Origin of the sequence: Anaeromyxobacter paludicola (assembly GCF_023169965.1) — a bacterium.
GTDB lineage: Bacteria > Myxococcota > Myxococcia > Myxococcales > Anaeromyxobacteraceae > Anaeromyxobacter_B > Anaeromyxobacter_B paludicola.
The window spans coordinates 193,152-217,378 of sequence record NZ_AP025592.1 but is presented as its reverse complement, the minus strand read 5'-3'; the positions used below and the strand labels follow the sequence as shown (position 1 = coordinate 217,378).

Sequence of the window (24,227 nt, the reverse complement as noted above, 5' to 3'; positions counted from 1 at the left end):
CGTCATGGCGGACACGGCTCGCGCCCCGGCGGTCTCGGTCGTCATCCCCTGCTACCAGCAGGCACAGTACCTCGAGCTCGCGGTGATGAGCGTCCTCGGCCAGACGTTCGCCGACCACGAGGTGATCGTGGTGGACGACGGCAGCCCGGACGAGAGCGCCGCGGTGGCGCGCTCCCTCGCGGCCCGCTTCCCGGCGTGCCGCATCTCCCTCCTCCGGCAGGAGAACGCCGGGCTGGCCGAGGCGCGAAACGCCGGCATCCGGATGGCCCGCGGCCGCTACGTCCTGCCGCTCGACGCCGACGACGCCATCGACGCCACCTTCCTCGAGAAGACGGTCGGCGCGCTGGAGGCCAACCCCGACTGCTCGGTCGCGTTCGTGGACGTGGTCCGCTTCGGCGCCGAGAGCGGCATCTGGAAGATGGGCCCCTGGGACGAGGACACGCTGCGCCGCCGCAACGTGGCGGTCTGCACCTCGCTCTTCCGGCGAGAGGTCTGGGAGACCCTCGGCGGCTACAACCCGAACATGGTGTTCGGGTACGAGGACTACGACTTCTGGGTCGGCTGCATCGAGCGCGGCATGAAGGCGGTGCACGTCCCCGAGCCGCTCTTCTTCTACCGCGTGAAGCAGTCGAGCATGGTCTCCGGAGCGATGCGGAACCACGTCCCGCTCTACTGCCGGGTGATCCTGAACCACCCGCGCTTCTTCCCGCAGGCCGCCGTGGACGAGGCGCGCCGCTACCTCGAGGCGAACCCGCTGCCGGCGCATCGCAGGCTGGTGAAGGCAGCGCCCCGCCCCGCGACGTAGCCCGTCAGGATCGCCACCCCGAGCCCGGTCCCGTCCTGCGCCGGCTCGTGCCCCCCGAGCACGCCGCCGGCCGCGAAGAGGCGCGGGTGGAACGGCCGCCCGTCCTCGCCGAGCGGCCGCAGCTCCGGATCCACCCGCAGCCCGGCCGCGAGGAGCGGCTGCGGCTCGAAGCAGCCGGCGCGCGTGAGCGCCGCGGGGGGGCGGGCGTGGAGCCGCGGCCCGGCCGGATCCTCGCCGCCGGCGTGCACCGGGAGCCCCAGCACCGGCTCGAGCAGGCGGCCGCGCCGGGCCACGCCGCCGCCGGTGTAGCGGCCGGTCGCGAGCACCCAGGCCCCCGCGACGAGCTCGCGCCCGCCGGCGAGGAGCGCGAGCCCCGGCGCCTCGGCGCGCTCCACCGGCCCCTCCACCAGCTCGACCCCGGCCTGCCGCAGCCGCCGCTCCATCGCGTCCTGCAGCCGGAGCCCGGGGACGCTCGGGACGTCGCCCAGGAGCTCGGCCACCGGCAGGCCCGCCGCCGCCGAGAGCCGCTCGGGCACGCGCGCCTCGAGCCGCAGCCCGAGCACCGGCGGGAGGAGCGCGGCGGCCGCGCCGGCGGGGAGCGCCTCGCGCAGCCGGCGGCCGGCCTCCTCCGCGGCCCCGGGCGGCTCGAGCGCCCGCGCCAGCTCGTGCGGGCGCAGGAGCCCCTCCCCCGGCCCGGCGAACAGGTCGAGCTCCACCGCGACCGGCTCGGGCCCGCCGAGCGGCGCGTAGCGCGCGAGCCCGCCGGCGACGAGCCGGGCGTCCCAGCCGAGGTGGCCGCGGAAGCCGGCCACGGCGAGCCGGCCGCGCACCTCGAGCAGGTCGCCCGCGGCCATCGAGCGCTGGCAGAGCGCGGCGCCCAGCGCGGCGCCGTGGGCGGTGGCGAGGAAGCGGTTCCGCTCGAGCGGCGGCGCGAGGAGCGCCTCGAGCTCGCTCGCCGCGAACGCCAGCGCCGCCGGGAGCTCGCGGAGCCCCTCCCCGACCACGGCGTAGGGGTGCTCCGGCCGGCGCGCCCCCAGCCGCCGCGCCGACTCGAGCCAGCCGCGGCGGGCGCGGAGCGGATCGCCCGGGAGGGCGTCGGCGTCCCAGGCCACCCCCACCGCGCCCGAGGAGAGGGCGCTCGCGCCGGGGCTGCGCCGCACCAGGGCCACCCGCGCCCCGCGCTCGCGCGCGGCCAGCGCGGCCACCGCCCCCGCCAGCCCCCCGCCGAGCACCAGGACGTCGAGCGGTGGCGCGGGCTCGCCCGGGCTCACCGGACCACCCCGAGCCCCGCCTGCACGCCGCGCAGGAGCTCCTCCTGCACGAGCTGGTGGGCGTCGAGCACCGGTCGCCGCTCGCGCCAGCCGGCCTCGAGCAGGTCGGCGAGCTCGGCCCGGACCTGGTCGGCGCTCCACCCGAGCTCGCGCCCGGCGAGCTGGGCCGCCACCCGGGCGCAGTCGCTCCCGGCGCAGCCGCCCACGGCGAGGCGGCAGCGGCGCCGCAGGTCCTGGAGCCGCCGCACCTGCTCCTCGCGCACGCAGTGGACCACCTCGGCGGCCAGGATCGCCTCGTCTCGGCAGAGCACCAGCCCGAGCCGCGGGTCGTCGCGCACGAGGGCCAGCACCTCGCGCGCGCGGCTCCCCTGCCGGTAGACGAGGCGGGCCGCGGCGGCGGGCGCGACCCCGTACTCCTCCGCGAGCCGCGCCGGGTCCGGGACCTCGTCGCCGCCCGGGAGCGGCTCCTCGTGCGTGCGGCACGGGCGCGCCGGCCTCCCCACCAGCGCCACCAGCCGGTCCGCCGCCTCCTGCGACTGGGCGCGGTAGCTCGCGAGCTTCCCGCCGGAGATGGAGAGGAGCCCGGCCGCGCCCTCGGCGGCGTGATCGTGGAAGGCGTGCTCGCGCGAGAGCGCGTCCTCGGTGGGACCGTAGGCGTGGATGGTGGTGCGCAGCCCGCACCAGGCCCGGGTCACGCGGGCGCGGCGCACGCCGGGGACGAGCGACTCCACCCCCTCGAGCAGGTACTCCACCTCGTCGTTGGTAGCCTCGAGGTCGTCGGGATCGCCGTAGTAGTCGTCGTCGGTGGTGCCGATGATCGACTCGGTCTCGTGCGGCATGAGGAACATCTGCCGGCCGTCCACGGCGCTGCAGATGACGCCGTAGTTGGAGAAGCGCCGGTCGAGCGAGAGGTGCACCCCCTTGCCCGGCCGCATCGGGACGCGGGCGCCGGCGTGGCGGCGGGCGAAGGCGGGGCTCCAGGCGCCGGTGGCGTTGTAGATCGCGGCCGCGCGCGCCTCGCCCCGCTCGCCGGTGAGGGCGTCCTGCCAGGTGACGCCCATCGCCCGGCCGCCCTCGCGCAGCACCTCGCGGGCCGCCGTCCAGGTGCGGACGACCGCGCCGTGGCGCCGCGCCGAGAGGGCGTTGAGCGCGCAGAGCCGGAAGGCGTCGATCCCCCACTCGTCGAGCGTGACCGCGCCGGCGAGCCCGGGGCGCAGCGAGGGCTCGAGCGCGTAGGTCTCCTCCGCCGAGAGCCGCACCGACGGCTTGCCGCGCTTGAGCGGCTGGTACTTGTCGTAGGTCCCGACGTAGACCTCGGTGGCGTACCAGGTGGCGCGCTCCACCAGCGTCGCCTCCTCGGCCCGCGCGGCGAGCGGCATGAGGAAGGGGATCCGGAACAGCAGGTGCGGCGCGATCCGCTGGATGTAGCCCGAGTCGCGGCAGGCGAGCTCGGTCACGTGCCGGTCGGAGAGCATGTAGCGGATGCCGCCGTGGATCATCCCCGAGCTGTTGCCGCTCGCGCCGACCCCGAAGTCGCGCTTCTCGAGGAGCAGCACCGAGAGGCCGCGCATGGCGAGGTCGCGGGCCGTGCCGGCGCCGTTGGCGCCGCCGCCCAGGACCACCACGTCGTAGCGCTCGGGGGTGCCGGGCACCCCGGAGAGATAGCGCCCGTCCGGTCGGCAGGCCGGACCCGTTCGGGATCAGCCGAGCGCGGCGCGCAGGTACTCCGACTCCGGGCGGGCCTCCATGAGTCGCCGGCCCGCCTCGGCGCGGTGGGCCCGCTCGGCGGGGTCGCCGAGGAGCCGCAGGCAGGTGGCCACCAGCGCCTCGTAGGGGGCGAACGCCACCGCGTCCTCGAAGGCGCGCTCCTCCACCGGGTCGGCGCCGCGCTCCGACACCACGCACCGCCCGTTCGCGAGCAGGTAGGAGACGCGCACCACCTCGAAGACCTTGGCCTCGAAGTAGTGGGGGTTCACCACCAGCTTCGAGCGGGCGATGAAGGCGTCGCGCTCCGGTCCGTAGACGCCGAAGAGCGCCTGCACCCGGGCGCCCGCCGCCGCGAGGGCGTCGAGCACGCGCTTCCGCCGCTCGTTCACCGAGCCGTAGAAGAGCACGTCGATGTCCTCCTCGCGGGCGGGGATGCGGACCAGCGCCGGGGCGAAGCCCACCGGGACCACCCGCGGCCGCGGCAGCCCCATCCGCGCGAGCTCGTCGGCGTTCTTCTCGCTGTAGTCCCAGACGGTGTGCCGCCGGAACAGGTCGAGGAGCGCCGGCGAGAGCCAGGTGCTCGCGCGGTCCACCTGCTCGAGGTTGTAGAGCACGGTGTCGGGCGCGAGCGGGATGGGGTGGCTCGGCAGGAGGTTCGAGCCGAGCAGGACGTGGCGGCGGCCGGGGAGGTCGGCGCGGTCGGTGAGCACGCAGTCGTGGCCGAGCGCGAGGAGCCCGTAGTGCAGGGTCTCGGCGATCTCCCGGAACGCCTGGCTGTGCGGGTAGCCGGGCGGGGAGACCACGGTCACGGCGAAGCGGGACGGAGCCGCTCCCGGCGCAGCGACGGGGCCATCCCCTCCCCCTCCGCGCGGGGGCGAGCCAGGGAGGGGGTGTCCCAGCGCCGCCGCGAGGGCCTCGCCCCGCTCCCGCCGCTCGGCGGCGATCCCCGCGCCCCAGCGGCGCCCCGCCTCGGCGAACAGCGCCCGTGCGTCGGAGGCCGCCCCGAGCGCCGCCGCCGCCGCCGCGGCGAGCAGCCAGCCGTCCGGTCGCGCGTCGAGCAGCGTCTCCAGGGCGGCGAGCGCCTCGGCGGGGCGACCCTCGTCGAGGAGCGCCTCGGCGCGCCCCAGGAGCGGCTCCGGCAGGCCGGGCGCGCGCGCCAGCGCGGCCTCGAAGGCCGCCCGCGCGTCGGCCGGGCGTCCGAGGAGGAGCAGCGCGGCGCCGAGCCGCGCCGCGGCGGCGTGCGAGGCCGAGCCGGGGAGGAAGCGCGAGGGGTCGGGGCGCCCCTCCTGCGCGAGCGCGCCGGAGCAGGCCTCGGCGGCGGCGCGGGCCCGGTCCCGGCGCTCGCCGCTCCCGGGCGGCGCGGCGCGCGCGAGCGCGAGGTGCGCGTCGGCCCGGAGCAGGAGCCCGTCGGAGCTGTCGCCGTCCCGCGCGGCGAGCCGGTCGAGGGTGTCGAGCGCCGCGCCCGGCGCGCCCCGCTGCAGCGCCGCGGCGGCCCGCGCCACCGCCAGCCGGTGCACCACCCGGCCCGGCGGCTGCGCGTCGAGGAGCGCCCAGCCGCGCTCGGCCACCGCCCAGGCGGCGTCGGGATCGCCGGTCTGGAGCAGCTCCACCGCGAGATAGCCGAACGGCGTCACCTCTCCGTCCGCCGCGTCGCACCAGCGGCGCAGGAGGTCCAGGTTCCGGTCCCGCTTGGCGCGCTCGGCGCGCAGGCCGGGCACGGCGCCGTAGTGCACGATGGGCGCGTCCACCACGGCGGCCCGGTGGCCGCGGGCGCCGAGCCAGTCGCCGACGCTCTCGTGGATGGGGCCCCGGTAGGCGATCCCGGGGAGGCGCCGGAAGGCCCGGAGGAGGAGCGCCGGCTCGCCGAGCCGGGCGCGGCCGGAGAGCACCTCCTCCGGCGGGGCGTCGAGCCGGCTCGCGTCGTGGAGCGGCAGGAGGAGCGCCGCCGACCGGTCGGCCTCCACGGCCGCGCGCAGCCGCGGCGCGGCGCCGGGCGCCAGCCGCTCGTCGGCGTCGAGCTGTAGCACCCAGTCGCCGGTGGCGGCGGCGAGCGCGGCGTTGCGCGCCGCCGAGAAGTCGTCGTCCCAGGGGCGCAGGATCACCTTCGCGCCGGCCTCCCGGGCGAGCTCGGCGGTCCGGTCGGCGCTGCCGGTGTCCACGACCACGACCTCGTCGGCGAGGCCGGCCACCGAGGCGAGGCAGCCGGGCAGGAGCCGCTCCTCGTCCCGGACGATGAGGCAGAGCGAGAGGCGTCGGCTCACGGCGAGGCTCCTTCCAGCGCGGCCCAGAGCGCGCGCGCCGCCTCGAGCCGGTGCGGCGAGAGGAAGCCGGCCCCGGCCCGCCGGTGGGCCTCGGCGAGCAGGCTGCGGGCGTCGGCGGCGGCGCCGAGCGCGTGCGCGGCGCGGGCCGCCAGCGCCCAGCCGTCGGGCCGGGCGCCGAGGAGGGGCGAGAGCGACGCGAGCGCGCCGGCCGGGTCGCCCCGCTCCAGGCGGCACTCGGCCAGCCCGAGCGCGGCCTCCGGGAGCCCGGGCCGCAGCCGCAGCGCGTCCTCGAAGGCGCCGGCCGCCTCCTCGGAGCGGCCGGAGAGGAGCAGCGCCAGCCCGAGCTGGGCGGCGGCGGTGTCGCCGCTCGACCCGCCGATCACCTGGTGCGGGTCGACGAGGTCGTGGCGCGCCCGCGCGGCGCGCAGGGCCGCGACCGCGGCGGCGAGGGGGGCCGCGCGGCCGGCCGCCGGGGCGGACAGGGCGAGCTGCAGCGAGGCCACCCCGCGCAGCAGCAGGGCGTCGGCGCCCAGGGCGGAGCGGGCCTCCAGGGCCGCCACGCTCTCGAGGGCCAGGGACGGCTCGCCGCGATCGAGCGCCAGCATGGCCCGCGCGACGAGGAAGTTGTGGAGCGACCGGGTCCGGGGCTGGCCGGGGACGAGGGCCCAGCCGCGGGCCGCCACCTGCCAGGCCTCCTCCCCGCGCCCCTCCGCGCGCAGCTCGAGGCAGAGGTAGCCGAAGGGCGTCACGTCGCCCGAGCCGTCGTCGCAGGCCCGGCGGAGGATGGCGGTGTTCCGCGCCCGCTTGCCGAGCGCCTCCCGGAGCTCCGGCACCGCGCCGAGGTGGACGAGGTCCACGTCCGAGAGCGCGAACCGGGCCCCCGCCTCGGCGAGGGCCTCGTCGATCCGCTCGTGGACCGCGCCGCGCCAGGCCAGGCCCGGCAGCCGCCGGAAGAGGCGCGGCAGGAGCGCGACGTCGCGCAGCCGGGCGGCGCCGGAGAGCACCTCCGCCTCCGGCGCGTCGAGCCGCGCGGCGTCGTGGAGCCGGACCAGGAAGGCGGCGGCGCCGCCCGGCTCGGCGACGGCGCGCCGCAGCGCCGCGGCGGCGCCGCCGGCGAGCCGCTCGTCGGCGTCGAGCTGCAGCACCCAGTCGCCGGTCGCGGCGGCGAGCCCCAGGTTGCGGGGCGCCGAGAAGTCGCCGGTCCAGGGGGCCTCGAGGACGCGGGCCCCCGCCGCCCGGGCGAGCGCCACCGTGCCGTCCCGGCTCCCCGTGTCCACGACGATCACCTCGTCCACCGCCGCCCGCGCCGAGGCGAGGCAGCCCGGGAGGAAGCGCTCCTCGTCCCTGGCGATGAGACAGAGCGAGACGCGGGGCGCGGTCGCCGGGCTCACCGGGACACCTCGCCGGCGAGCGCCTGGGCGCGCTCGCGCCGGTGCGGCGCGGAGAAGCCGGCCGACTGCCGGCGCGCCGCCTCGGCGAGGAGGGCCCGCGCGTCGTCCAGCGCGCCGAGGACCTGGGCCGCGCGGGCCGCCACCGCCCAGCCGTCGGGCGAGGCGTCGAGCAGCGGCTCGAGCTCGCGCAGCGCCTGCGCCGCCTCCCCGAGCTCGGCGCGGGCCTCGGCGAGGCCGAGCGCCGCCTCGCGGTCGCCGGGGCGATCGCCGAGGGCGGCGAGGAGCGCGTCGCGGGCGCCGGCCCAGTCGCGCCGCGCCAGGAGGACGAGGCCGAGCTGGCCGTTCGCCGCGTGCCCCGACGCGCCGCCGAGCGTCCGGCGCTCGTGCGGCGCGCCCGCGGTCGCGAGCGTCGCCTGGAGGGCCCGCGCCGCCTGCTCGAGGACGGCCTGCCGAACGGCGCCGGGCGGCTCGCGGAAGGCGAGCCGGAGCAGCGTGCTGCCCCGCAGGAACATGGCGTCGGGCGAGTCGCCCTCGCGCGCGACCAGCCGGTCCACCGTCTGGAGCGCCCGGTCGAGGTCGCCGTCGTTGTAGGCGAGCGTGGCCCGGGCGGCGCAGAGCTGGTGCGCCGAGATCCCGGGCGGCAGCGCGGCGAGGACCTGCCAGCCGCGCTCGGCGGCCTCCGCCGCCCCGGCCCGATCGCCCGCGCCGGCGAGCTCGAGCGCGAGGTAGCCCCAGAGCCGCACGTCGCCGGGCGCGTCCTCGAGCCGGCGCCGGAGCAGCGCCGCGTTCCGCGCCGACTTCGCGCGGGCGTCGCGGAGGCCGGGCACGGCGCCGAGGTGCACGATCTCGGCGTCGAGGAAGCGGGGGCGCGCCCCCGCCCGGACGAGCGACGGCAGGGGCGACTCGTGGATGGGGCTCTCGTAGCGCACGCCCGGGAGCCGCCGGAAGGCGCGCAGCAGCCACTGCGGCTCGCCCAGGCGGGCGCGGCCGGACAGGACCTCGGCGGGCGCCGCGTCGAGCCGCGAGGCGTTGTGGAGCCGCAGGAGCCCGCGCTCGAAGCCGCCGCCGCGCAGGGCCTGGCGCAGCGCCTCGCCCGAGCCGGGCGCCAGCCGCTCGTCGGCGTCGAGCTGCAGCACCCAGTCGCCGCGCGCCTCGGCCAGGGCGAGGTTCCGGGGGGCGGAGAAGTCGTCGGCCCAGGGCTGCTCGAGGACCCGGGCGCCGGCGGCGCGGGCGAGCGCGGCGGTGCGGTCGCGGCTGCCGGTGTCGACGAGGACGACCTCGTCGACCGCGTCCCGCGCCGAGGCGAGGCAGCCTTCGAGCATCGCCTCCTCGTCGCGGGCGATGACGCAGAGGGTGAGGAGCGGCACGCCCGGGGTGAAGCAAGCCCCAGGCCAGCGCCGGAAGCGCGGCCCAGGGGCGCCCGGGCGCGAGAAACGGCGCGGCCGCGTCAAGCGCCTGACGCGGCCGCGGAGTCAGCCGGGTGGCGTGACGCGCTACTTGGGCTCGACCGTGCTCTTCACGGCCAGCTCGCGGAGCTGCCGGCCGTCCACGTCGCCGGGGGCGCCGGTCATGAGGTCGGTGCCCTTCTGCGTCTTCGGCCAGGCCACCACGTCGCGCAGCGACTCGGCGCCGGTGAGGAGCATGACGAGCCGGTCCATGCCGAGCGCGATGCCGCCGTGCGGGGGCGCGCCCATCTTGAGGGCGTCGAGGAGGAACCCGAACTTGGCGCGGGCGTCCTCGTCGCTGATCCCCATGGCCTTGAAGACCCGCGCCTGCACCTGCGGGTCGTGGAGCCGGATCGAGCCGCCGCCGATCTCGAAGCCGTTGAGCACGAGGTCGTAGCGGTAGCAGTTCACCTTGCCGGGATCGCTCTCGAGGTACTGCAGATCCTCGTCGTGCGGCCGGGTGAAGGCGTGGTGCGCCGCGGCCCAGGTCTTGGACTCCTCGTCGTACTCGAAGAGCGGCGGGTTCACGACCCAGAGGAAGTTCCACTTGCCGCCCGAGCCGTACTCGGGGATGAGCCCGAGCCGCTTCGCGAGGTGGACGCGGAGGTTCGCCATGACGGTGTGGACCACCGCCGGCTTCCCGAACTGGAACAGGAGCAGGTCGCCCGGCTCGGCCTCGCAGGCGGCGTTGATGGCCTGGCGCAGCGCCGGGGTGATGGTCTTCGCGAGCGGCGACTGGGTCCACTCGCCGCCCTCGGCCAGCTTGGCCCGGGCGAGCCCCTTCGCCCCCATCCCCTTCACGTACTCCTCGAGCTTGTCGATCTCGGTGCGGCTGAGCGCCTTGTCGGCCGGGAGGCGCAGGGCCTTCACGATGCCGCCCGCGGCCACCGCGTCGGCCAGCATGGGCACGCCGCCGCCCTGGTTCTCCTTCACCAGCTCGGTGAGCTCGACGTGGTGCAGGTCGAAGCGGAGGTCGGGCTTGTCGTTGCCGTACTTGCCCATCGACTCCTCGAAGGGCATGCGCAGGAAGGGGCGCGGGATCTCGATCCCGAGGACCTCCTTCCAGAGCTTCACCACGAGCCCCTCCATCACGTCGAAGATGTCGTTCTGCTCGACGAAGCTCATCTCGACGTCGATCTGGGTGAACTCGGGCTGGCGGTCGAGCCGGAGGTCCTCGTCGCGGAAGCAGCGGACGATCTGGAAGTACTTGTCGAAGCCCGCCATCATGTAGAGCTGCTTGAAGAGCTGCGGGCTCTCGGCGAGGGCGTAGAACTTGCCGGGGTTGAGGCGGCTCGGGACGAGGAAGTTGCGCGCCCCGCCCGGCGTGTACTTCACCATGAACGGGGTCTCGAGCTCGAGGAAGCCGCGCTCGCTGAAGTAGTTGCGGGTGAGGTGGTTCACCCGCGCGCGGGTCATGAGGGTCTTCTGGAGCGGGGCGCGGCGCAGGTCGAGGTAGCGGTACTGGAGCCGCTTCTCCTCGCCGGTGTCGATGGCGTCCTCGATGGGGAACGGCGTCGGCTCGCAGCGGTTGAAGATCTCGAGCTCGGTGGCGTGGACCTCGATCTCGCCGGTGGCGAGCTTGGGGTTCACGTTGCCGCCGCGGCTCTGGACCACGCCCCGGATGCCCACCACGTACTCGAGCCGGAGCTGCCCGGCGAGCTCGTGCGCGGCGGCCCGGTCCGGGGCCGGCTCGAACACCACCTGGGTGAGCCCCTCGCGATCGCGCAGGTCGATGAAGACCGCGCCGCCGTGGTCGCGGCGGTTCGAGACCCATCCGAAGAGCACCACCTCGCGGCCGATGTCTTCCCGACGGAGTTGACCGCAAGTGTGCGTGCGCTTGAGCTCGGTGATGAAGCGGGGCAAGGCCGTCCCTCCGTGAGATGAGCAGGTCAGCTAACACTCGCTCTCGCGGCCCGTCAAGGAGCTGTGGGCGCGGCTCGGGTGGCCCGTCCGACCGTCAGGCGACTTATTTTCCGGATCGTGCCACGAACATTTACAGCCCGGCCCGTGCGGGCGCTCGTAAACCGGCCCCCCGGGCCCTCCGCCGCTGGCCCCGAGGTTGCACCTCCGCCTCGGCGGGTGGCGAGGGCGAGCGGCGGAAGGAGGCGGCCATGAGGGCGCGGACCGACGGGGTTTCGCTGGATCCGATCTGCGGGAAGCCGGTGGTGGAGCAGGACTCGGCCAGCAGCGAGTACAAGCGGCGCCGCTACTTCTTCTGCTCGAAGCGGTGCAAGGAGCGCTTCGAGAGGCGGGCCGAGCGGCTGCGGCTCCAGGACCTCGCCAGGATGGGGGCCCTCTTCAGCAAGGCCCAGGTCCAGTGGGGAGTCGCCTAGGCGGGGCGGCGCAGGTCCTTCAGCTTCAGCTGTAGCCGACGGCGGCCGTCCCACTCGTCGAAGCCCAGCGAGGCCGCGACCTCCACCTCGCCGTCGCAGAGGGGGAGCCGGTCGCCCATCGAGAAGCCGACCGCGTCCACGCCCCCGAACGCGAGCTTGAGGTGCGCTCCGCCAGCCCCCATGCTCCGGGCCCGGGTGGGACGCGCCCTGAGCGCGAAGAGCGGCTCGGGATGGCCGGCGCCGAAGGGCGCGAGCCGCTCCAGCGCCTCGGCCGCGCGCTCGGTGGCCTCGCCGGCGGCGAGCCGGCCCTCGATGCGGCAGCGGGCCACGAGATCGTCCTCCCCGAGCGCGCCGGCCGCGTGGGCCTCGAAGGCGGCGCGGAAGGCCGGGATCGCTTCCGGCGCCACGGTGACCCCGGCGGCGTGCTTGTGCCCCCCGAAGCGGGCGAGGTGTCGCTCGCAGGAGGCGAGCGCGTCGTAGAGGTGGAAGCCCTCGATGCTGCGGCCGCTCCCCTTCCCCACCCCGTCGTTCACGCCGATGAGGAGGGTGGGCCGGTGGAAGCGCTCCACCACCCGCGAGGCCACGATGCCGATGACGCCCGGGTGCCAGCCCTCGCGCGCCAGCACGAGCCCGCGCGCCCCCTCCGCCACCCGCGCCGCCGCCTCGGTGAGCGCCTCGTCGAGGATCTGCCGCTCGATCTCCTGCCGCGCCCGGTTCTCGTCGTCCAGCTCGCGGGCGAGGGCCGCCGCCTCGGCCGGATCCTCACAGAGGAGCAGCCGCACGCCCCGCCCCGCGTCGTCGAGCCGGCCCGCGGCGTTCACCCTCGGCCCGAGCCGGAACCCGACCTGGCCGGCGGTGACCGGCGCGCCCTCCGGCACCCCGGCCACCTGCTTCAGGGCGCGCAGCCCGGGGCGGCCGGTCTTCGCCAGCGCCTCGAGCCCGTGGCGCACCAGCACCCGGTTGGCGCCGGTGAGCGGGACCACGTCGGCCACCGTGCCGAGGGCGACGAGATCGAGGTACTCGCGCAGGTTCGGCTCGGGCCGCGCCGCCCCGAACCAGCCCGCCTCGCGCAGCCGCTTGCGGAGCGCCATGAGGAGGCAGAAGGTGACGCCCACCGCGGCGAGCACCTTGGACGGGTAGCCGCAGCCGGGCTGGTGCGGGTTCAGGATCGCCGCCGCGGCCGGGAGCGCCACCGGGACGGTGTGGTGATCCACCACCACCACCTCGAGCCCCAGCGCCGCCGCCGCGCGCACCTCCTCCACGCTGGTGATGCCGCAGTCCACCGTGACGAGCAGCTTCACCCCATCGGCGGCGAGCTTCGCCACCGCGCCGGCGTTGAGCCCGTAGCCCTCCACCAGCCGGTGCGGCGTGTAGGTCACCACCTCGCCCCCGGCCGCCCGGAGGAACCGGGTGAGGATCACGGTGGAGGTGACGCCGTCCACGTCGTAGTCGCCGTAGACGCAGACCCGCTCGCGGTCGGCGAGGGCGCGCCGGATGCGGCCGACGGCCTCCTCCATGCCCCGCATCAGGAAGGGGTCGGGCAGGTCGGCGAGCCGCGCGGCGAGGAAGCGCTCGGCCTCCGCCGGATCGGCGAGCCCCCGGCAGGCCAGGGTCCGCGCCGCGAGCGGGTGGAGCGAGAGGGCCCGCTCCAGCCCCTGCGCCGCCGCCTCGTCACAGGGGACCTCCACCCACCGCCGCCGCGCCGGAACGTTCACGGCGCGGGACGCTAGCACGCCTACCTGACAGGGGGCCCCTCCGTCGGAGGGCCGGGGGGCGCTCAGTCGTAGATCCGCAGCTGGACCAGCCCGCCGATCGCGGTCGCGCCGTAGTCGCTCCGGAGCTGGCCGCCCCGGGGCCCTTCGCCGAACGGCAGGTAGGCGTTGGCCGCCACGGTCGCGCTCTGGCCGAGGGTGAAGACCGCGCCGGGCGACAGCACGCCCGAGCCGTCCGACGGGCTCGCGAGCGCGAGCAGGCTCACCGAGAGCTCCTCGGAGAGCTCGGAGGAGGCGAGCAGCGCGACGGCGTGGCGCCCCAGGATCTGGGTGTCGCCGCGCGCGACGCGGGCGGCGAAGGCGGGCGACGCGAGGCGCGCGAGGAGCGTGCGCGGATCGGACACCCCGAACCCGGAGCGGTGGTACTCGCCGAGGAGCGTCACCCCGCGCCAGACGTCGAACCGGTAGGAGGCGCCGGCCACCGCCTTCCAGACGGCCCGCCCGCTCCCGGGCTCGAGCGGCTCGCGCAACTGGAACACGGCCGCCTCGCCGTGCACCTCCGCCTTCGCGACCGCGGCCGAGCTGCTGGCCCCGACGAAGAGGTCGCCGGCGAGCCGGCCGGCGGCGAGCTCGGCGTCCACGTCGCCCAGGTAGCCGCGGAGCCTCCCCGCCACGGCGGTGCCGTCCCAGCTCTCCGCGCCGGCGGCGACCAGCTCGAGCGACGAGCGATCACCGAGCCGGAGCTCGGCCCGCAGCGCGTCCACGCCGCGCCGCCACTCGCGGTCGATCTCGAGCGGCGTGAAGGGCGCGAAGACGTCGATGGCGCTGAAGAGGACGCCCCGCCCCCACCCGATCGCCTGGCGCCCCGCGGTCAGCTCCAGGCCCGGGAGGTGGAGGGCGAGCGCGGCCCGGTCGAGCTCCTGCCAGAGCAGGAAGCCGTCGGAGCGCGACAGCGAGCCCTGGAGCTGCCGGAGCCGGTAGGGCGCGGGCCCCTCCGGAGGCAGGATCCCGGCCCCGCTCGCGCCCGGAGAGGCGACGTCGAGCCGCAGCTCCCATGCGGCGAGCGCGGTGAGCCGCTCCCCCTCGCTCGCCTTGAGCTCGAGCCGGAGCCGCCAGGTGGAGCGGGCGCCCTCGGGCTCGGGATACAGGAGCGGATCGTCCGGCAGGCGGGCGGCGAGGACGGTGGAGCGCAGGGCGGTGCCGAGCTGCAGCCCCTCCGCGAGGTCGCGGGCGCCGGCCGGAGCGGCGGCGAGCAGCGCCAGCGCGAGGGCCGCCCGCGCCGGGGTGAGTCCCGGCGGGCCCCCGCTCACGACCGGCTCCCCTGCCGGCCCGCGACCGGCCCGCTCCCGGCCGGCAGCTCGTACTCCTGCTCAACCTCGTGCGGCTCGTCCCGCGCCACCCGGCCGTCCACCAGCGTGACCACCCGGCCGGCGTGCTTCACCACCCGCGGGTCGTGGGTGGAGAAGACGAAGGTCATCCCGTGGGCGTCCCGCAGGGCGCGCATGAGGTGCATGAGCGACTCGGCGTTCTCGCCGTCGAGGTTGGCGGTCGGCTCGTCGGCCAGCACCAGCCGGGGCCGGGCCGCCACCGCCCGCGCCACGGCCACCCGCTGCTGCTGCCCGCCCGAGAGCTCGCCGGGGCGCCGGTGGGAGAGCTCGGCGAGGCCGAGCTCGGCCAGCACCGCCTCGGCGCGGGCGCGCCGCTCCGCCCCGGGGACGCCCTGCAGCTCGAGCACGAACTCCACGTTCTCGCGGGCGGTGAGCACCGGGACGAGGTTGTAGGCCTGGAACACGAACCCGAGCGCGTGCAGCCGCAGCTCGGCGCGCTCCCTTCGGCTCAGGGCGGCCACCCGCCGGCCGAGCACCCGCAGCTCGCCCTCGGTGGGCACGTCGAGGGCGCCGGCGAGGTTGAGGAAGGTGGTCTTGCCCGAGCCGGAGGGGCCCACGAGCGCGAGGAACTCGCCCTCGGACACCTCCAGGTCCACGCCGCGCAGCGCGCGCACCTCCACCCTCCCCTGGGCGAAGACCTTCGAGACGCCGCGGGCGAGCAGGACGGGCTCGGTCATCGGGCGACCCTCAGGGCGGCGGCGGGATCGGTGCGGGCGGCGAACCAGGCCGGGTAGAGCGACGCCGCCAGGGTCGCGCCCAGCGAGACCAGCAGCGCCTCGGGCAGGATCCAGGGGCCGAGGTCGCCCCGGACCACCGGCTCCACGATCACCCCCTGGAAGGCGTAGGACGCGCCCATCCAGCGGCTGAAGTCGAGCCCGCGCGCGGCGAAGCGCCAGCAGAGCGGGAGCGCCAGCGCGAGCCCCGCCACCGCCCCGGCGACCCCCAGCGCCAGCGCCTCCAGCACCACCAGCCGCACCATCCGGGCCGCGCTCATCCCCATGGCCGAGAGCACCGCGAACTCCCGCCGGCGCTCGAGCACCGCCGCGAGCTGCGCGCTCGCGACGCCGAGCAGCACCACCAGGAGCACCACCCCGGTCACCAGGCGCGAGGTGGCGGCGTCCTGCCGGAGGTGGTCGCGGAACTCGGGCGAGAGCTCGCCCCAGGTGAGCACCTCGTCCCCCGGCGCCACCGCGGCCGCCAGCGCCGGCCGGAGCGGCTCGGAGGCCTTCCAGTCCCGCAGCAGCAAGGTCACCTCGCTCGCGCCGGGGAGCCCGGTCAGCCGCTCCACGTCGGCGAGCGCCACCTGGCAGATGCCGGCGTCGATCTCCTCGCTCCCGGTGGCGACCACGCCCACGATCCGGAGCATGAGCCCCTCGATGCGCCCGCCCCGGCCCACCGCGGTGGCGAGGACCTCGTCGCCCAGCCCGGCCCGGAGCCGCTCGGCGAGCGCCGCGCCGACCACCGCGGCGCCCTCCTCGCCCGGCGCGAGGTAGCGGCCGCGCGCGATCCGGCGGACGAAGCGGTAGGTGGCGGGCTCGGTCTCGGCGTCCACCCCTGCGAGCTCCACCGGGGCGACGTGGGTGCCCATGGCGAGCAGCGCCTCGGCCCGGGCCCGCGGGGTGGCGGCGGCGACGCCGGGCAGCCCGCGGGCGGCGGCGAGGTCCCGGCGCCAGTCGGCGAGCCGCAGCCGCGGGTCGCGCGCCAGCCGCCAGCCGGCCGGGGCGACGCGCAGGTGGCCTGCGCCGCTCTCGGCGCCGGCGCGGGCGTACATCTCGCGGGTGCCGCGGTTGAAGCTGTCGGTGAGGATGGCGAGCGCGCAGCCGACGGCGACCCCGAGCACCGACAGCGCGGTGCGCCGGAGGTTGCGGCGGACGCTGCGGACGGCGTAGCGGCCGGCGACCCAGGCCATCCCGTCACCCCCTCATGGCCCGCGCCGGCTCGAGCCGGGCGGCCCGGGCGGCCGGCCAGCCGGCCGCGAGCAGCGAGGTGACCGCCACCGCGCCGAACGACTGGACCAGCTCGACCCAGCCCAGGCTCGGGTAGAAGCGCATCGACATCCGCAGGCCGGCGAACGAGAGCTGCGCGGGCCCGCCGCCCATGAGCCGGGCGAGATCGAAGCCGCGGGCGTGCGTGAGCGCCACCAGGGCGCCGCCGAGGGCCGTCCCCAGCGCGGCGCCGGTGAGCCCGAGGGCGAGCGCCTCGGCCACCACGAGGCCGACCACCCGCCGCGGCGTGACCCCGAGCGCGAGCAGCATCCCGAGCTCGTGGGTGCGCTCGAAGGTGGCCATCAGCATGGTGTTCGCCACCCCCGCGGCGGCGGCGACGAAGACCAGCAAGAGGATGAACAGCCCCGAGGCGCGCACCAGGGCCACGATCGACACCAGCCCCGGGTCGAGCGACTTCCAGTCGAGCACCTCCGCGCCGGCGAGCTCCGGCAGGCGGGCGGCGCGCGCGGCCACCTCGGGCGCCTTCGCCGGGTCGCGGGCGTGGATCACGAGCTCGTGGGCCGCGTCGCCCAGCGCGAAGAGCTCCTGCGCGGCCGGCAGCGACATCACCACCCCGAGCCGGTTCACCTCGTCCACCGAGGTGTCGAGCAGGCCGGCCACCCGGACCAGGTCGTTCGCCAGCGAGCCGTCGGCGGCCTGGCCCACCAGCGCCAGCGTGGCGCCGGGCCGGATCCCCATCTTCTCGGCCAGGAGCCGCCCCACCAGCACCTCCCGCCCGGCGAGCGCGCCGGGGGCCGCGCCGGCGAGGAGCCCGTGCCGGTGCGCCTCGGCGGCGGGATCGAGCCCCACCACCACCACCGCGTGCCCGTCCTCGCCCAGCGCCGCCAGGGCCGGCGCCCAGACCCGGGCCGAGGCCTGGGCCACCTCCGGCAGCCCGCGGATCGCCGCCAGGGCCCGGCCGGCGCGCGGCAGGACGAGGTCCACCGACCGCTCCCGCCGCCACCCGGGCGCGTGGGCCTGGGCGTGGCCGAGCATGGGGCCGGTGATCACCGCCACCATCCAGTCGCCGTAGCCGCGCATGATGCCGTCGTAGAAGAGCACCAGCGCCTGCGAGAGGCCGATGGCGGCCAGCGCCAGCGCGGTGCGGCGCCGGTTCCGCCAGAGGCTGCGCCACGCGATGCGGACGGTGCCGGGCACGAGGGGCTCCTAGCGGGTCCGCTCCAGGCGGGAGAGGCTGAAGGTCTCGGCGGCGACCGGGACGTCGAGCTCCAGCTCCAGGTAGCGCAGCTCGGTGCGCCGGCCGGGGTCGTCCTCCGGCAGCAGGGTGAGCCGCGCCGGGAGCCGCCGGCCCCCGAGCGCGCGGACGTCGTCGAAGGTGAGGGTGCGCGCGCGCCGGCCCTTGCGGTCGTAGAAGACCTCCCGCACCGGCAGCCGCTCGTCCGAGACGAAGGTCTCGATCCGCTGCCAGCGGCCGACCACCCCCGGGCGGACGTCGGAGACGAGCTTCCAGCCGGGCGGGTCGGCGGTGCGCGCCTCGATCCGGGTGGTGAAGTCCTTGCGCAGCGAGGACTCCTTCACGAGATCGTCGTTGGTGAAGTCGGTGCCCATCCAGGACCCGAGCATCATCGAGGGGGGCACGCGGATGGTGCGGGCGATGCGCGGCAGCCAGTTCCAGAGGTTCTCACCCACCTTGAGCGTGGCGGTGCCGGCCTCCCGCGGCGGCGCCTCGATGACCACCAGGGCCCGGTCCTCGCCGATGGTCCAGGCCTTGAGCCGCAGCGAGCGCTGGACGCGGGGGCCGGTCACCGAGAGCTCCATCCGCCCGATGGAGCTCCTCGAGCGGTAGAGGTCGTCGAGGTGGTGGAGCAGCGCGTCGAGGTCCGGAGGGGCCGGGGCCGGCGCCGCCAGCGCGACGGCGGGCAAGAACGCGGCGATCGCGCGCGCGAGCAGCAAGCCGGCTTCCCCCGGGCCGGCATGTTACGCCCCGCGACCTCCCGCGGGCGCGCCCAGGCAGGGCTCAAGCCGCTCCTCCCCTCCCCCGCAAGGCGGGGGAGGGACCGGGAGCGGGCCGCTACAGGCTCTTCGCGTCGATCACGAACCGGTAGCGGACGTCGCCCTTCATCATCCGCTCGTAGGCCTCGTTGATCTTCGCGGCGGGGATCACCTCCACGTCGGCGACGATCCCGTGCTGGCCGCAGTAGTCGAGCATCTCCTGCGTCTCGCGGATGCCGCCGATGAGCGAGCCGGCCAGGCTCTTGCGCCCGCCGATGAGCGAGAAGGCGTCCACCGGCTCGGGCGCGGGGGGCACGCCCACCACCACCATGGTGCCGTCCACCTTCACCATGCCGAGGTACTTGTTGTAGTCGTGCGGCGCCGAGATGGTGTCCACGATGAGGTCGAAGCGCCCGGCCAGCTTCGTGAAGGTCTCGTCGTCGCGGGTGAGGGCGAACTCGTGCGCGCCGAGGCGGCGGGCGTCGGCCTCCTTCGAGCGCGAGGTGCTGAGCATCGTGACCTCCGCGCCCAGGGAGGCGGCGAGCTTCACCGCCATGTGGCCGAGGCCGCCCAGGCCCACCACGCCGACCCGCTGACCCTTCTCCACCTTCCAGTGGCGAAGCGGCGACCAGGTGGTGATGCCGGCGCAGAGCAGCGGCGCGACCGCCGAGAGCTCGAGGCTCGATGGGACCCTCAGCGCGAACTTCTCCGTGACCACCACCTCCGACGAGTAGCCGCCGTAGGTGGGCGTCTTCCGGTCCATCTCGGTGCCGTTGTAGGTGAAGGCGGCGCCCTGCTCGCAGAACTGCTCGAGGTCCCTCCGGCAGCTCTGGCAGGTGCGGCAGGAGTCCACCATGCAGCCGACGCCGGCGAGGTCGCCCTCCTTGAACCGCTCCACGCGCCGGCCGACCTTCGTCACCCGCCCGACGATCTCGTGGCCGGGGACCATGGGGAAGACGGAGCCGCCCCACTCGTCGCGGACCTGGTGGAGGTCGGAGTGGCAGACGCCGCAGTAGGCGATCTCGATGCGGACGTCGTGATCCCCGACCTCGCGGCGGGCGATCTCCCAGGGTGCGAGCGGGGCCTTCGCGGCCTGGGCGGCGTAGCACTTCACCTTGGACATGGGTCTCTCCTCGTCAGGGGTCAGCGTTCGTTTGCCGGGGACCCAGGTCTAGGACGGTGCGGGGCGCGCCGCAATGGGTTCGCGCCCGCCCGGCGACGGCGGGAGGGGTCCCGGGCAGCCGGTCAGGTGCAAACTAAAAGGGCCGCCTCGTGGGAGGCGGCCCTCGGGAAGCGCGACGGGCGCTCGGCTAGACCGACTTCGCCTGCGCCTCGTGCGGCCGCGGCGCGGCGGCCTTCTTCTTCTCGGCCCGCTCCTCCAGCCAGATGGTCATCGGAGCGGCGATGAACCAGGTGGAGTAGGTGCCCGAGATGATGCCGATGAGCATGGCGGCGGAGAAGTCGAAGATGGTCCCGACGCCGTAGATGAGGAGGCCCACCAGCGAGAGCGCGGTCGCGAACGAGGTGAGGAAGGTTCGACCGAGCACCTCGTTGATCGAGAGGTTCACGAGGTCCGCCAGGTTCTTGCCCTTGAGCTTGGCCTGGTTCTCACGGATGCGGTCGTAGACCACCACGGTGTCGTTCACCGAGTAGCCCACCACCGTCAGGATCACGGCGACCGCGGTGAGGTTGAACTCGCGGCCGGAGAAGGCGAAGTAGCCGAGCGTGATGATGGCGTCGTGGAGGAGCGCGATGATCACGCCGGGGCTGAAGCGGAAGTCGAACCGCAGGCCCACGTAGATGACGATGAGCCCCATGGCGTAGAGGATCGCCTTGAAGCCCTGGTTGCGCAGCTCGCGGCCGACGGCCGGGCCGACGTACTCGACGCGCCGGACGTCCGGCTTGGCGTCGGAGAACTTGGCCTGGAGCTCGTTCTCCACCTTGTCGCGGATGCCCTGGGTGATCACCGCGAACGAGCGGGTACCGGCGGTGAGGCCGGCCTCCTCGCGCACCTCGCGCACCTTCACGCCGGTGGACTCGACCACCGCCCGGAGCTCGTCGGAGGTCGGGTTCCGCGTGAACTGGAAGTCGATCTTGTCGCCGACCTCCGAGTTGAAGTGCGGCTCGCCCGAGACCGGCAGCTTCGCCTTCACCGCCTGGATGACGCGGTTCACGTCGTCCTGGCTCATGAGGGCGATGCGGCCGACGCGGATGAGGTAGCTGTGCTCCGACTCGGGGCCGTAGGTCTGGACCGAGGCGTCCTTGAAGCCCAGCTCCTCCACGCTGCGGCGGATGTCGGCCGCATCGACGCCGCGGTCGAACTTGACCTCCATCTCGGTGCCGCCGGCGAAGTCCACGCCGAAGTTGAGGCCGTGGACGGCGTTCAGGGAGAACACGATCACCGCCAGGTTGGCGATGAGCGACAGCGCCACGGCGATGTGGCGCTTGCCGACGAAGTCGAACTTCGTGTCGTGCGGGATGATGTCGAAGGTCTTGAATTGCATCAGACGCTCAGCCTCGCCGTGTCGCGGCGGGTGAAGAAGTCCATGATGGCGCGCGTCACCACGATGGAGGTGAACATCGAGGCGACGAGGCCGATGATGAGGGTCACGGCGAAGCCGCGGACCGGGCCGGAGCCGTACTGCATCAGCACCACGGCGGCCACGAGCGTGGTCACGTGGCCATCGACGATGGTCCAGAAGACCTTGTCGTAGCCCTGGTCCACCGCCTGCCGCACGGTGCGGCCGGCGCGCAGCTCCTCGCGGATGCGCTCGTTGATGAGCACGTTCGCGTCCACCGCCATGCCGAGCGTGAGGACGAAGCCGGCGATGCCCGGCAGCGTGAGCGTGGTGCCGATGATGGCCATGATGGCGAGCACCAGCAGGCCGTTGAGCGCGAGCGCCACGTCGGCGATGAGGCCGGTGGCCCGGTAGTAGAGGATCATGAAGAAGATCACCAGGAGCAGCCCGACGAGCGCCGCGGTGGTGCCCTTGCGGATGAGCTCGGGCCCGAGGGTGGCGCCCACGGTGCGCTCCTCGAAGATGGTGACGGGGGCCGGGAGCGCGCCCGCCTTGAGCACGAGCGCGATCTCGTTGGCCTCCTCGAACATCTGCTGGTAGGGGCGGCCGGAGCCGAGGGTGATCTGGCCGTTGGTGGAGATCTTGCCCTGGATGTACGGCGCGGTCTCGACCTTGCCGTCGAGCACGGTGGCCATGCGCCGGTGCAGGTTGTTGGTGGTCAGCTTCTCCATGAGCCGCCCGCCCTCGGGCGACATCGTGAAGACCACCACCGGCTTGCCGGCCCCCTGCGAGTTGTCCACCGCGGCGCGAGCGTCGGCGATGTAGTCGCCGGTGAGCTCGGTCTTGGCGCGGAGCAGGTAGGTCCGGTAGTAACGGTCGCGGATCGGCCCCTGGCCGACGGTGCCCTCGCCGATGCCGAGCTCGTGGTCGTGGTCGAGCTTCGACTTGGCGTGCTTCTCGATGGCGGCGTCGAGCTCGCTGCGGTTGTTGGCGGCGAGGAAGGTGACCTGGCGGGTGCCGCCCGAGGGCAGCTCCACCGTCTCCACGCTCCAGCAGCCCTCGGCCGGCAGCGGCATCTTGAAGCCCGCCTCGCTGCCCTGGCAGGCCGGGAGCTCGGAGCGGACCGCGTCGAGCAGCGACGACTCGTCGTCGGCGATCTTGAACTCGAGCTGGGCGGTGCGGCCGAGCAGCTCCTTCGCCTTCTCGGGGTCCTTGAAGCCCGGGAGCTGGATCTGGATCTGGTTGTTCGACTTGCGCTTGATGTCGGGCTCGGAGACGCCCCACTTGTCCACGCGGTTGCGGATGGTCTTCTCGGCCTGCTCCACCGCCTTGGCCTGGAAGTCCTGCAGCACCTTGGTCTTGAACGCGAGCCAGGTCGCGCCCTGCGGCGCGCCGGAGGGCGCGTACATCTCCGAGTTGTACTGGTCGAGGACCGTCTTCTCGGCGCGGGCCGGCTCCGAGGTCTTCACCTCGATGACGCGGCCGTCGCCGGCGGGCTGGGCCGACTCCACCGGCACGCCCTTCTCCTTCAGGTACTCGGCGATCTCGTCGGCGCGGCGGGCCACCTTGGCCTTCACGGCGCGATCCACGTCCACGCCCATGGCGAGGTGGATGCCGCCCTGCAGGTCGAGGCCGAGGTTGAGGTGCCGGCGGGCGTTCGGCGCCCACTTCGGCACCGACTCCTCGTAGGCCGGGCCGTTGCGCTCGCCCGGCGGGAGCTTGAAGTAGAACCAGCTCGGGACCAGCTGGTAGACGGAGAAGAGCGCGACCGCGGCGATGAGCCCGATGCGCCAGAGCCAGGAGCGTTCCATCACTTCTTCGCCTCCCCCTTCGCCTCGACGGTCTTGGACGCCTCGGCCGCCGGCTTCTCCGCCCAGGCGCCCGCGATCTGCGGCTTGAGGACGCGCAGCTTGTTGCCGGCGCCCGTGTCGAGCGTCACGGTGCGGTCCTCGACCAGCACCACCCGCCCGATGATCCCTCCCTGGGTGACCACCTCGTCGCCCTTCTTGAGCTCCGCCAGGTACTGCTGGTGCTTCTTCTGCTGCTTGGCCTGGGGGCGGAAGAAGATGAAGTAGAAGACGACGATGATGGCGATGAAGGGCAGGAAGCTGACGATGGGGTTGGGCGCCGCCTCGGCCCCCGCGGTCTGCGAGAGGAACGCCCTGAAGATGGGGTGCATGGATTCTCCCGGTAAAACTTCAAAAAGCGCTGACATTTAGCAGGATTTCAGCGGCGCTCGCAAGCGGTTCGAGAGCGGTCGCCTCCCCGCCTACTCCGGCCCGCTCCGCCACGCGGCGAGCCGCTCCTGGCGGAAGGCCGCGAACCGCCCGGCCTCGATGGCGGCGCGCGCCTCCGCCATCAGGGTCAGGTAGTGGTGGACGTTGTGCAGCGTGTTGAGCCGGAGCCCGAGCAGCTCCCCGGCCCGGAACAGGTGGCGCAGGTAGGCGCGGCTGAAGTTCCGGCAGGTGTAGCAGCCGCAGGCGGGGTCGGGGGGGCGCGGGTCGTCGGCGTAGCGGGCGTTGCGGATGGTGAGCCGGCCGCGCGAGGTGAAGAGGAGCCCGTTCCGCGCGCAGCGGGTCGGCAGCACGCAGTCGAACATGTCCACGCCGGCGGCGATTCCGGCGAGGAGGTCCTCCGGCGTGCCGACGCCCATGAGGTAGCGGGGCTTGCCGGCCGGGAGGAGGGGCGCGTCGCGGGCGACCCCCTCCCACATCTGCTCCGGCTCCTCGCCCACGGCGTAGCCGCCGAGCGCGTAGCCCGGCAGCTCGAGCGCGGCCGCCTCCTCGATGGCGCGCCGCCGCAGGTCGGGGAAGAGGCCGCCCTGGGCGATGCCGAAGAGGGCGCAGGGGGTCCGCGCCTGCGGCCCCTCGTCGGCCTTGCGGGCCTCGGCCTCCGTCCAGGCGTCGCGGCAGCGCAGGAGCCAGCGCTGCGTCCGGGCGAGCGAGCGCTCGTGGTAGGCCCGGTCGGCGAGCGACGGCGGGCACTCGTCGAACGCCATGATCACGTCGGCCCCGAGCGCCTCCTGGATCTCGACGGCCCGCTCCGGCGAGAGGAAGTGCTTGCCGCCGTCGAGGTGGCTGCGGAACTCCACTCCCTCCTCGACGATCTTCACCAGGCTGCCCTTGCCGGCCCCCTCCTCGCCGCCCTTCCCCTCCCCCAGGCTGAACACCTGGAAGCCGCCGGAGTCGGTGAGGAGCGCCCCCTGCCAGCTCATGAACCGGTGCAGCCCGCCGAGCCGGGCGATCCGCTCGTGCCCGGGGCGCAGGTACAGGTGGTAGGTGTTGCCGAGGATGATCCCGGCGCCGAGCCCGGTGAGCTCGTCCGGCGAGAGGGTCTTCACGGTGGCGGCGGTGCCGACCGGCATGAACACCGGCGTCTCGAGCGTGCCGTGGGGCGTCTCGAGCCGGCCGCGGCGGGCCTCGCCGTCCTGGCGCAGGAGCTGGTAGCGGATCACGGG

The 24,227-nt window shown here is 75.3% G+C and carries 19 protein-coding genes; 2 read left to right on the top strand and 17 right to left on the bottom strand.

Annotated features, from left to right (window positions below):
- Positions 1-4: 4 nt before the first annotated feature.
- Positions 5-805 (top strand): glycosyltransferase family 2 protein, encoded by an 801-nt coding sequence (locus AMPC_RS00980; protein ID WP_248343686.1) that lies wholly within the window; start codon positions 5-7, stop codon positions 803-805.
- Here AMPC_RS00980 and AMPC_RS00975 read toward each other — a convergent pair.
- The 6 genes from AMPC_RS00975 to aspS all read right to left on the bottom strand — a co-directional run bounded on the left by AMPC_RS00975 (position 736) and on the right by aspS (position 10,743).
- Positions 736-2,076 carry an FAD-binding protein gene (locus AMPC_RS00975; protein WP_248343685.1) on the bottom strand — a complete coding sequence of 447 codons (1,341 nt, stop codon included), beginning with the start codon at positions 2,074-2,076 and terminating at the stop codon, positions 736-738. The genes AMPC_RS00980 and AMPC_RS00975 overlap by 70 nt on opposite strands.
- A complete protein-coding gene (locus tag AMPC_RS00970) occupies positions 2,073-3,728 on the bottom strand; it encodes a glycerol-3-phosphate dehydrogenase/oxidase (RefSeq protein WP_248343684.1) in 1,656 nt (551 codons plus the stop codon). The genes AMPC_RS00975 and AMPC_RS00970 overlap by 4 nt, the downstream gene beginning before the upstream one ends.
- Before the next feature lie 48 nt (positions 3,729-3,776).
- Entirely contained in the window at positions 3,777-6,044 is a 2,268-nt protein-coding gene (locus tag AMPC_RS00965) for a glycosyltransferase (protein ID WP_248343683.1), read from the bottom strand.
- Positions 6,041-7,435 carry a glycosyltransferase gene (locus AMPC_RS00960; RefSeq protein WP_248343682.1) on the bottom strand — a complete coding sequence of 465 codons (1,395 nt, stop codon included), beginning with the start codon at positions 7,433-7,435 and terminating at the stop codon, positions 6,041-6,043. The genes AMPC_RS00965 and AMPC_RS00960 overlap by 4 nt, the downstream gene beginning before the upstream one ends.
- Positions 7,432-8,802, bottom strand: coding sequence for a tetratricopeptide repeat-containing glycosyltransferase (locus tag AMPC_RS00955; protein WP_248343681.1), 1,371 nt, complete (start codon positions 8,800-8,802; stop codon positions 7,432-7,434). The genes AMPC_RS00960 and AMPC_RS00955 overlap by 4 nt, the downstream gene beginning before the upstream one ends.
- A gap of 126 nt (positions 8,803-8,928) precedes the next feature.
- Entirely contained in the window at positions 8,929-10,743 is a 1,815-nt protein-coding gene (gene aspS, locus AMPC_RS00950) for an aspartate--tRNA ligase (RefSeq protein WP_248343680.1), read from the bottom strand.
- A 248-nt stretch (positions 10,744-10,991) separates the two neighbouring features.
- Here aspS and AMPC_RS00945 point away from each other — a divergent pair, with 248 nt between their 5' ends.
- Positions 10,992-11,213, top strand: coding sequence for a YHS domain-containing protein (locus tag AMPC_RS00945; protein ID WP_248343679.1), 222 nt, complete (start codon positions 10,992-10,994; stop codon positions 11,211-11,213).
- Here the strand turns inward: AMPC_RS00945 and recJ are convergent.
- The 11 genes from recJ to tgt form a co-directional block, all read right to left on the bottom strand.
- Positions 11,210-12,928, bottom strand: a complete 1,719-nt coding sequence (recJ, locus tag AMPC_RS00940) for a single-stranded-DNA-specific exonuclease RecJ (protein ID WP_404800626.1) — start codon at positions 12,926-12,928, stop codon at positions 11,210-11,212. The genes AMPC_RS00945 and recJ overlap by 4 nt on opposite strands.
- A 62-nt stretch (positions 12,929-12,990) precedes the next feature.
- Positions 12,991-14,235, bottom strand: coding sequence for a hypothetical protein (locus AMPC_RS00935; protein ID WP_248343678.1), 1,245 nt, complete (start codon positions 14,233-14,235; stop codon positions 12,991-12,993).
- On the bottom strand, positions 14,232-14,990 hold the full coding sequence (locus AMPC_RS00930; RefSeq protein ID WP_248343677.1) for an ABC transporter ATP-binding protein: 759 nt from the start codon (positions 14,988-14,990) through the stop codon (positions 14,232-14,234). Before AMPC_RS00930 ends, AMPC_RS00935 begins: the two co-directional genes overlap by 4 nt.
- Positions 14,987-16,222, bottom strand: a complete 1,236-nt coding sequence (locus AMPC_RS00925) for an ABC transporter permease (protein ID WP_248343676.1) — start codon at positions 16,220-16,222, stop codon at positions 14,987-14,989. Before AMPC_RS00925 ends, AMPC_RS00930 begins: the two co-directional genes overlap by 4 nt.
- A 4-nt stretch (positions 16,223-16,226) precedes the next feature.
- Positions 16,227-17,456 (bottom strand): ABC transporter permease, encoded by a 1,230-nt coding sequence (locus tag AMPC_RS00920; RefSeq protein WP_248343674.1) that lies wholly within the window; start codon positions 17,454-17,456, stop codon positions 16,227-16,229.
- Between the two features lie 9 nt (positions 17,457-17,465).
- The gene (locus tag AMPC_RS00915) at positions 17,466-18,212 is read right to left on the bottom strand and encodes an outer membrane lipoprotein-sorting protein (RefSeq protein ID WP_248343672.1); all 747 of its coding nucleotides are present in this window, start codon (positions 18,210-18,212) and stop codon (positions 17,466-17,468) included.
- Between the two features lie 118 nt (positions 18,213-18,330).
- Positions 18,331-19,374: an NAD(P)-dependent alcohol dehydrogenase gene (locus AMPC_RS00910; RefSeq protein ID WP_248343670.1), complete on the bottom strand. Its 1,044-nt coding sequence runs from the start codon at positions 19,372-19,374 to the stop codon at positions 18,331-18,333.
- A 187-nt stretch (positions 19,375-19,561) separates the two neighbouring features.
- On the bottom strand, positions 19,562-20,755 hold the full coding sequence (gene secF, locus AMPC_RS00905; protein ID WP_248343668.1) for a protein translocase subunit SecF: 1,194 nt from the start codon (positions 20,753-20,755) through the stop codon (positions 19,562-19,564).
- Positions 20,755-22,581 carry a protein translocase subunit SecD gene (secD, locus tag AMPC_RS00900; protein ID WP_248343666.1) on the bottom strand — a complete coding sequence of 609 codons (1,827 nt, stop codon included), beginning with the start codon at positions 22,579-22,581 and terminating at the stop codon, positions 20,755-20,757. The genes secF and secD overlap by 1 nt, the downstream gene beginning before the upstream one ends.
- On the bottom strand, positions 22,581-22,949 hold the full coding sequence (yajC, locus tag AMPC_RS00895) for a preprotein translocase subunit YajC (RefSeq protein WP_248343664.1): 369 nt from the start codon (positions 22,947-22,949) through the stop codon (positions 22,581-22,583). Before yajC ends, secD begins: the two co-directional genes overlap by 1 nt.
- A gap of 90 nt (positions 22,950-23,039) precedes the next feature.
- Positions 23,040-24,224 carry a tRNA guanosine(34) transglycosylase Tgt gene (gene tgt, locus AMPC_RS00890; protein ID WP_248343657.1) on the bottom strand — a complete coding sequence of 395 codons (1,185 nt, stop codon included), beginning with the start codon at positions 24,222-24,224 and terminating at the stop codon, positions 23,040-23,042.
- Positions 24,225-24,227: the final 3 nt, after the last annotated feature.

Bases quoted from the DNA above. Each gene is read 5' to 3' on its own strand.
- AMPC_RS00980 (WP_248343686.1), top strand. From the start codon at position 5: ATGGCGGACACGGCTCGCGCCCCGGCGGTCTCGGTCGTCATCCCCTGC.
- AMPC_RS00945 (WP_248343679.1), top strand. From the start codon at position 10,992: ATGAGGGCGCGGACCGACGGGGTTTCGCTGGATCCGATCTGCGGGAAG.
- AMPC_RS00930 (WP_248343677.1), bottom strand. From the start codon at position 14,990: ATGACCGAGCCCGTCCTGCTCGCCCGCGGCGTCTCGAAGGTCTTCGCC.
- AMPC_RS00925 (WP_248343676.1), bottom strand. From the start codon at position 16,222: ATGGCCTGGGTCGCCGGCCGCTACGCCGTCCGCAGCGTCCGCCGCAAC.
- AMPC_RS00910 (WP_248343670.1), bottom strand. From the start codon at position 19,374: ATGTCCAAGGTGAAGTGCTACGCCGCCCAGGCCGCGAAGGCCCCGCTC.
- secF (WP_248343668.1), bottom strand. From the start codon at position 20,755: ATGCAATTCAAGACCTTCGACATCATCCCGCACGACACGAAGTTCGAC.
- secD (WP_248343666.1), bottom strand. From the start codon at position 22,581: ATGGAACGCTCCTGGCTCTGGCGCATCGGGCTCATCGCCGCGGTCGCG.
- yajC (WP_248343664.1), bottom strand. From the start codon at position 22,949: ATGCACCCCATCTTCAGGGCGTTCCTCTCGCAGACCGCGGGGGCCGAG.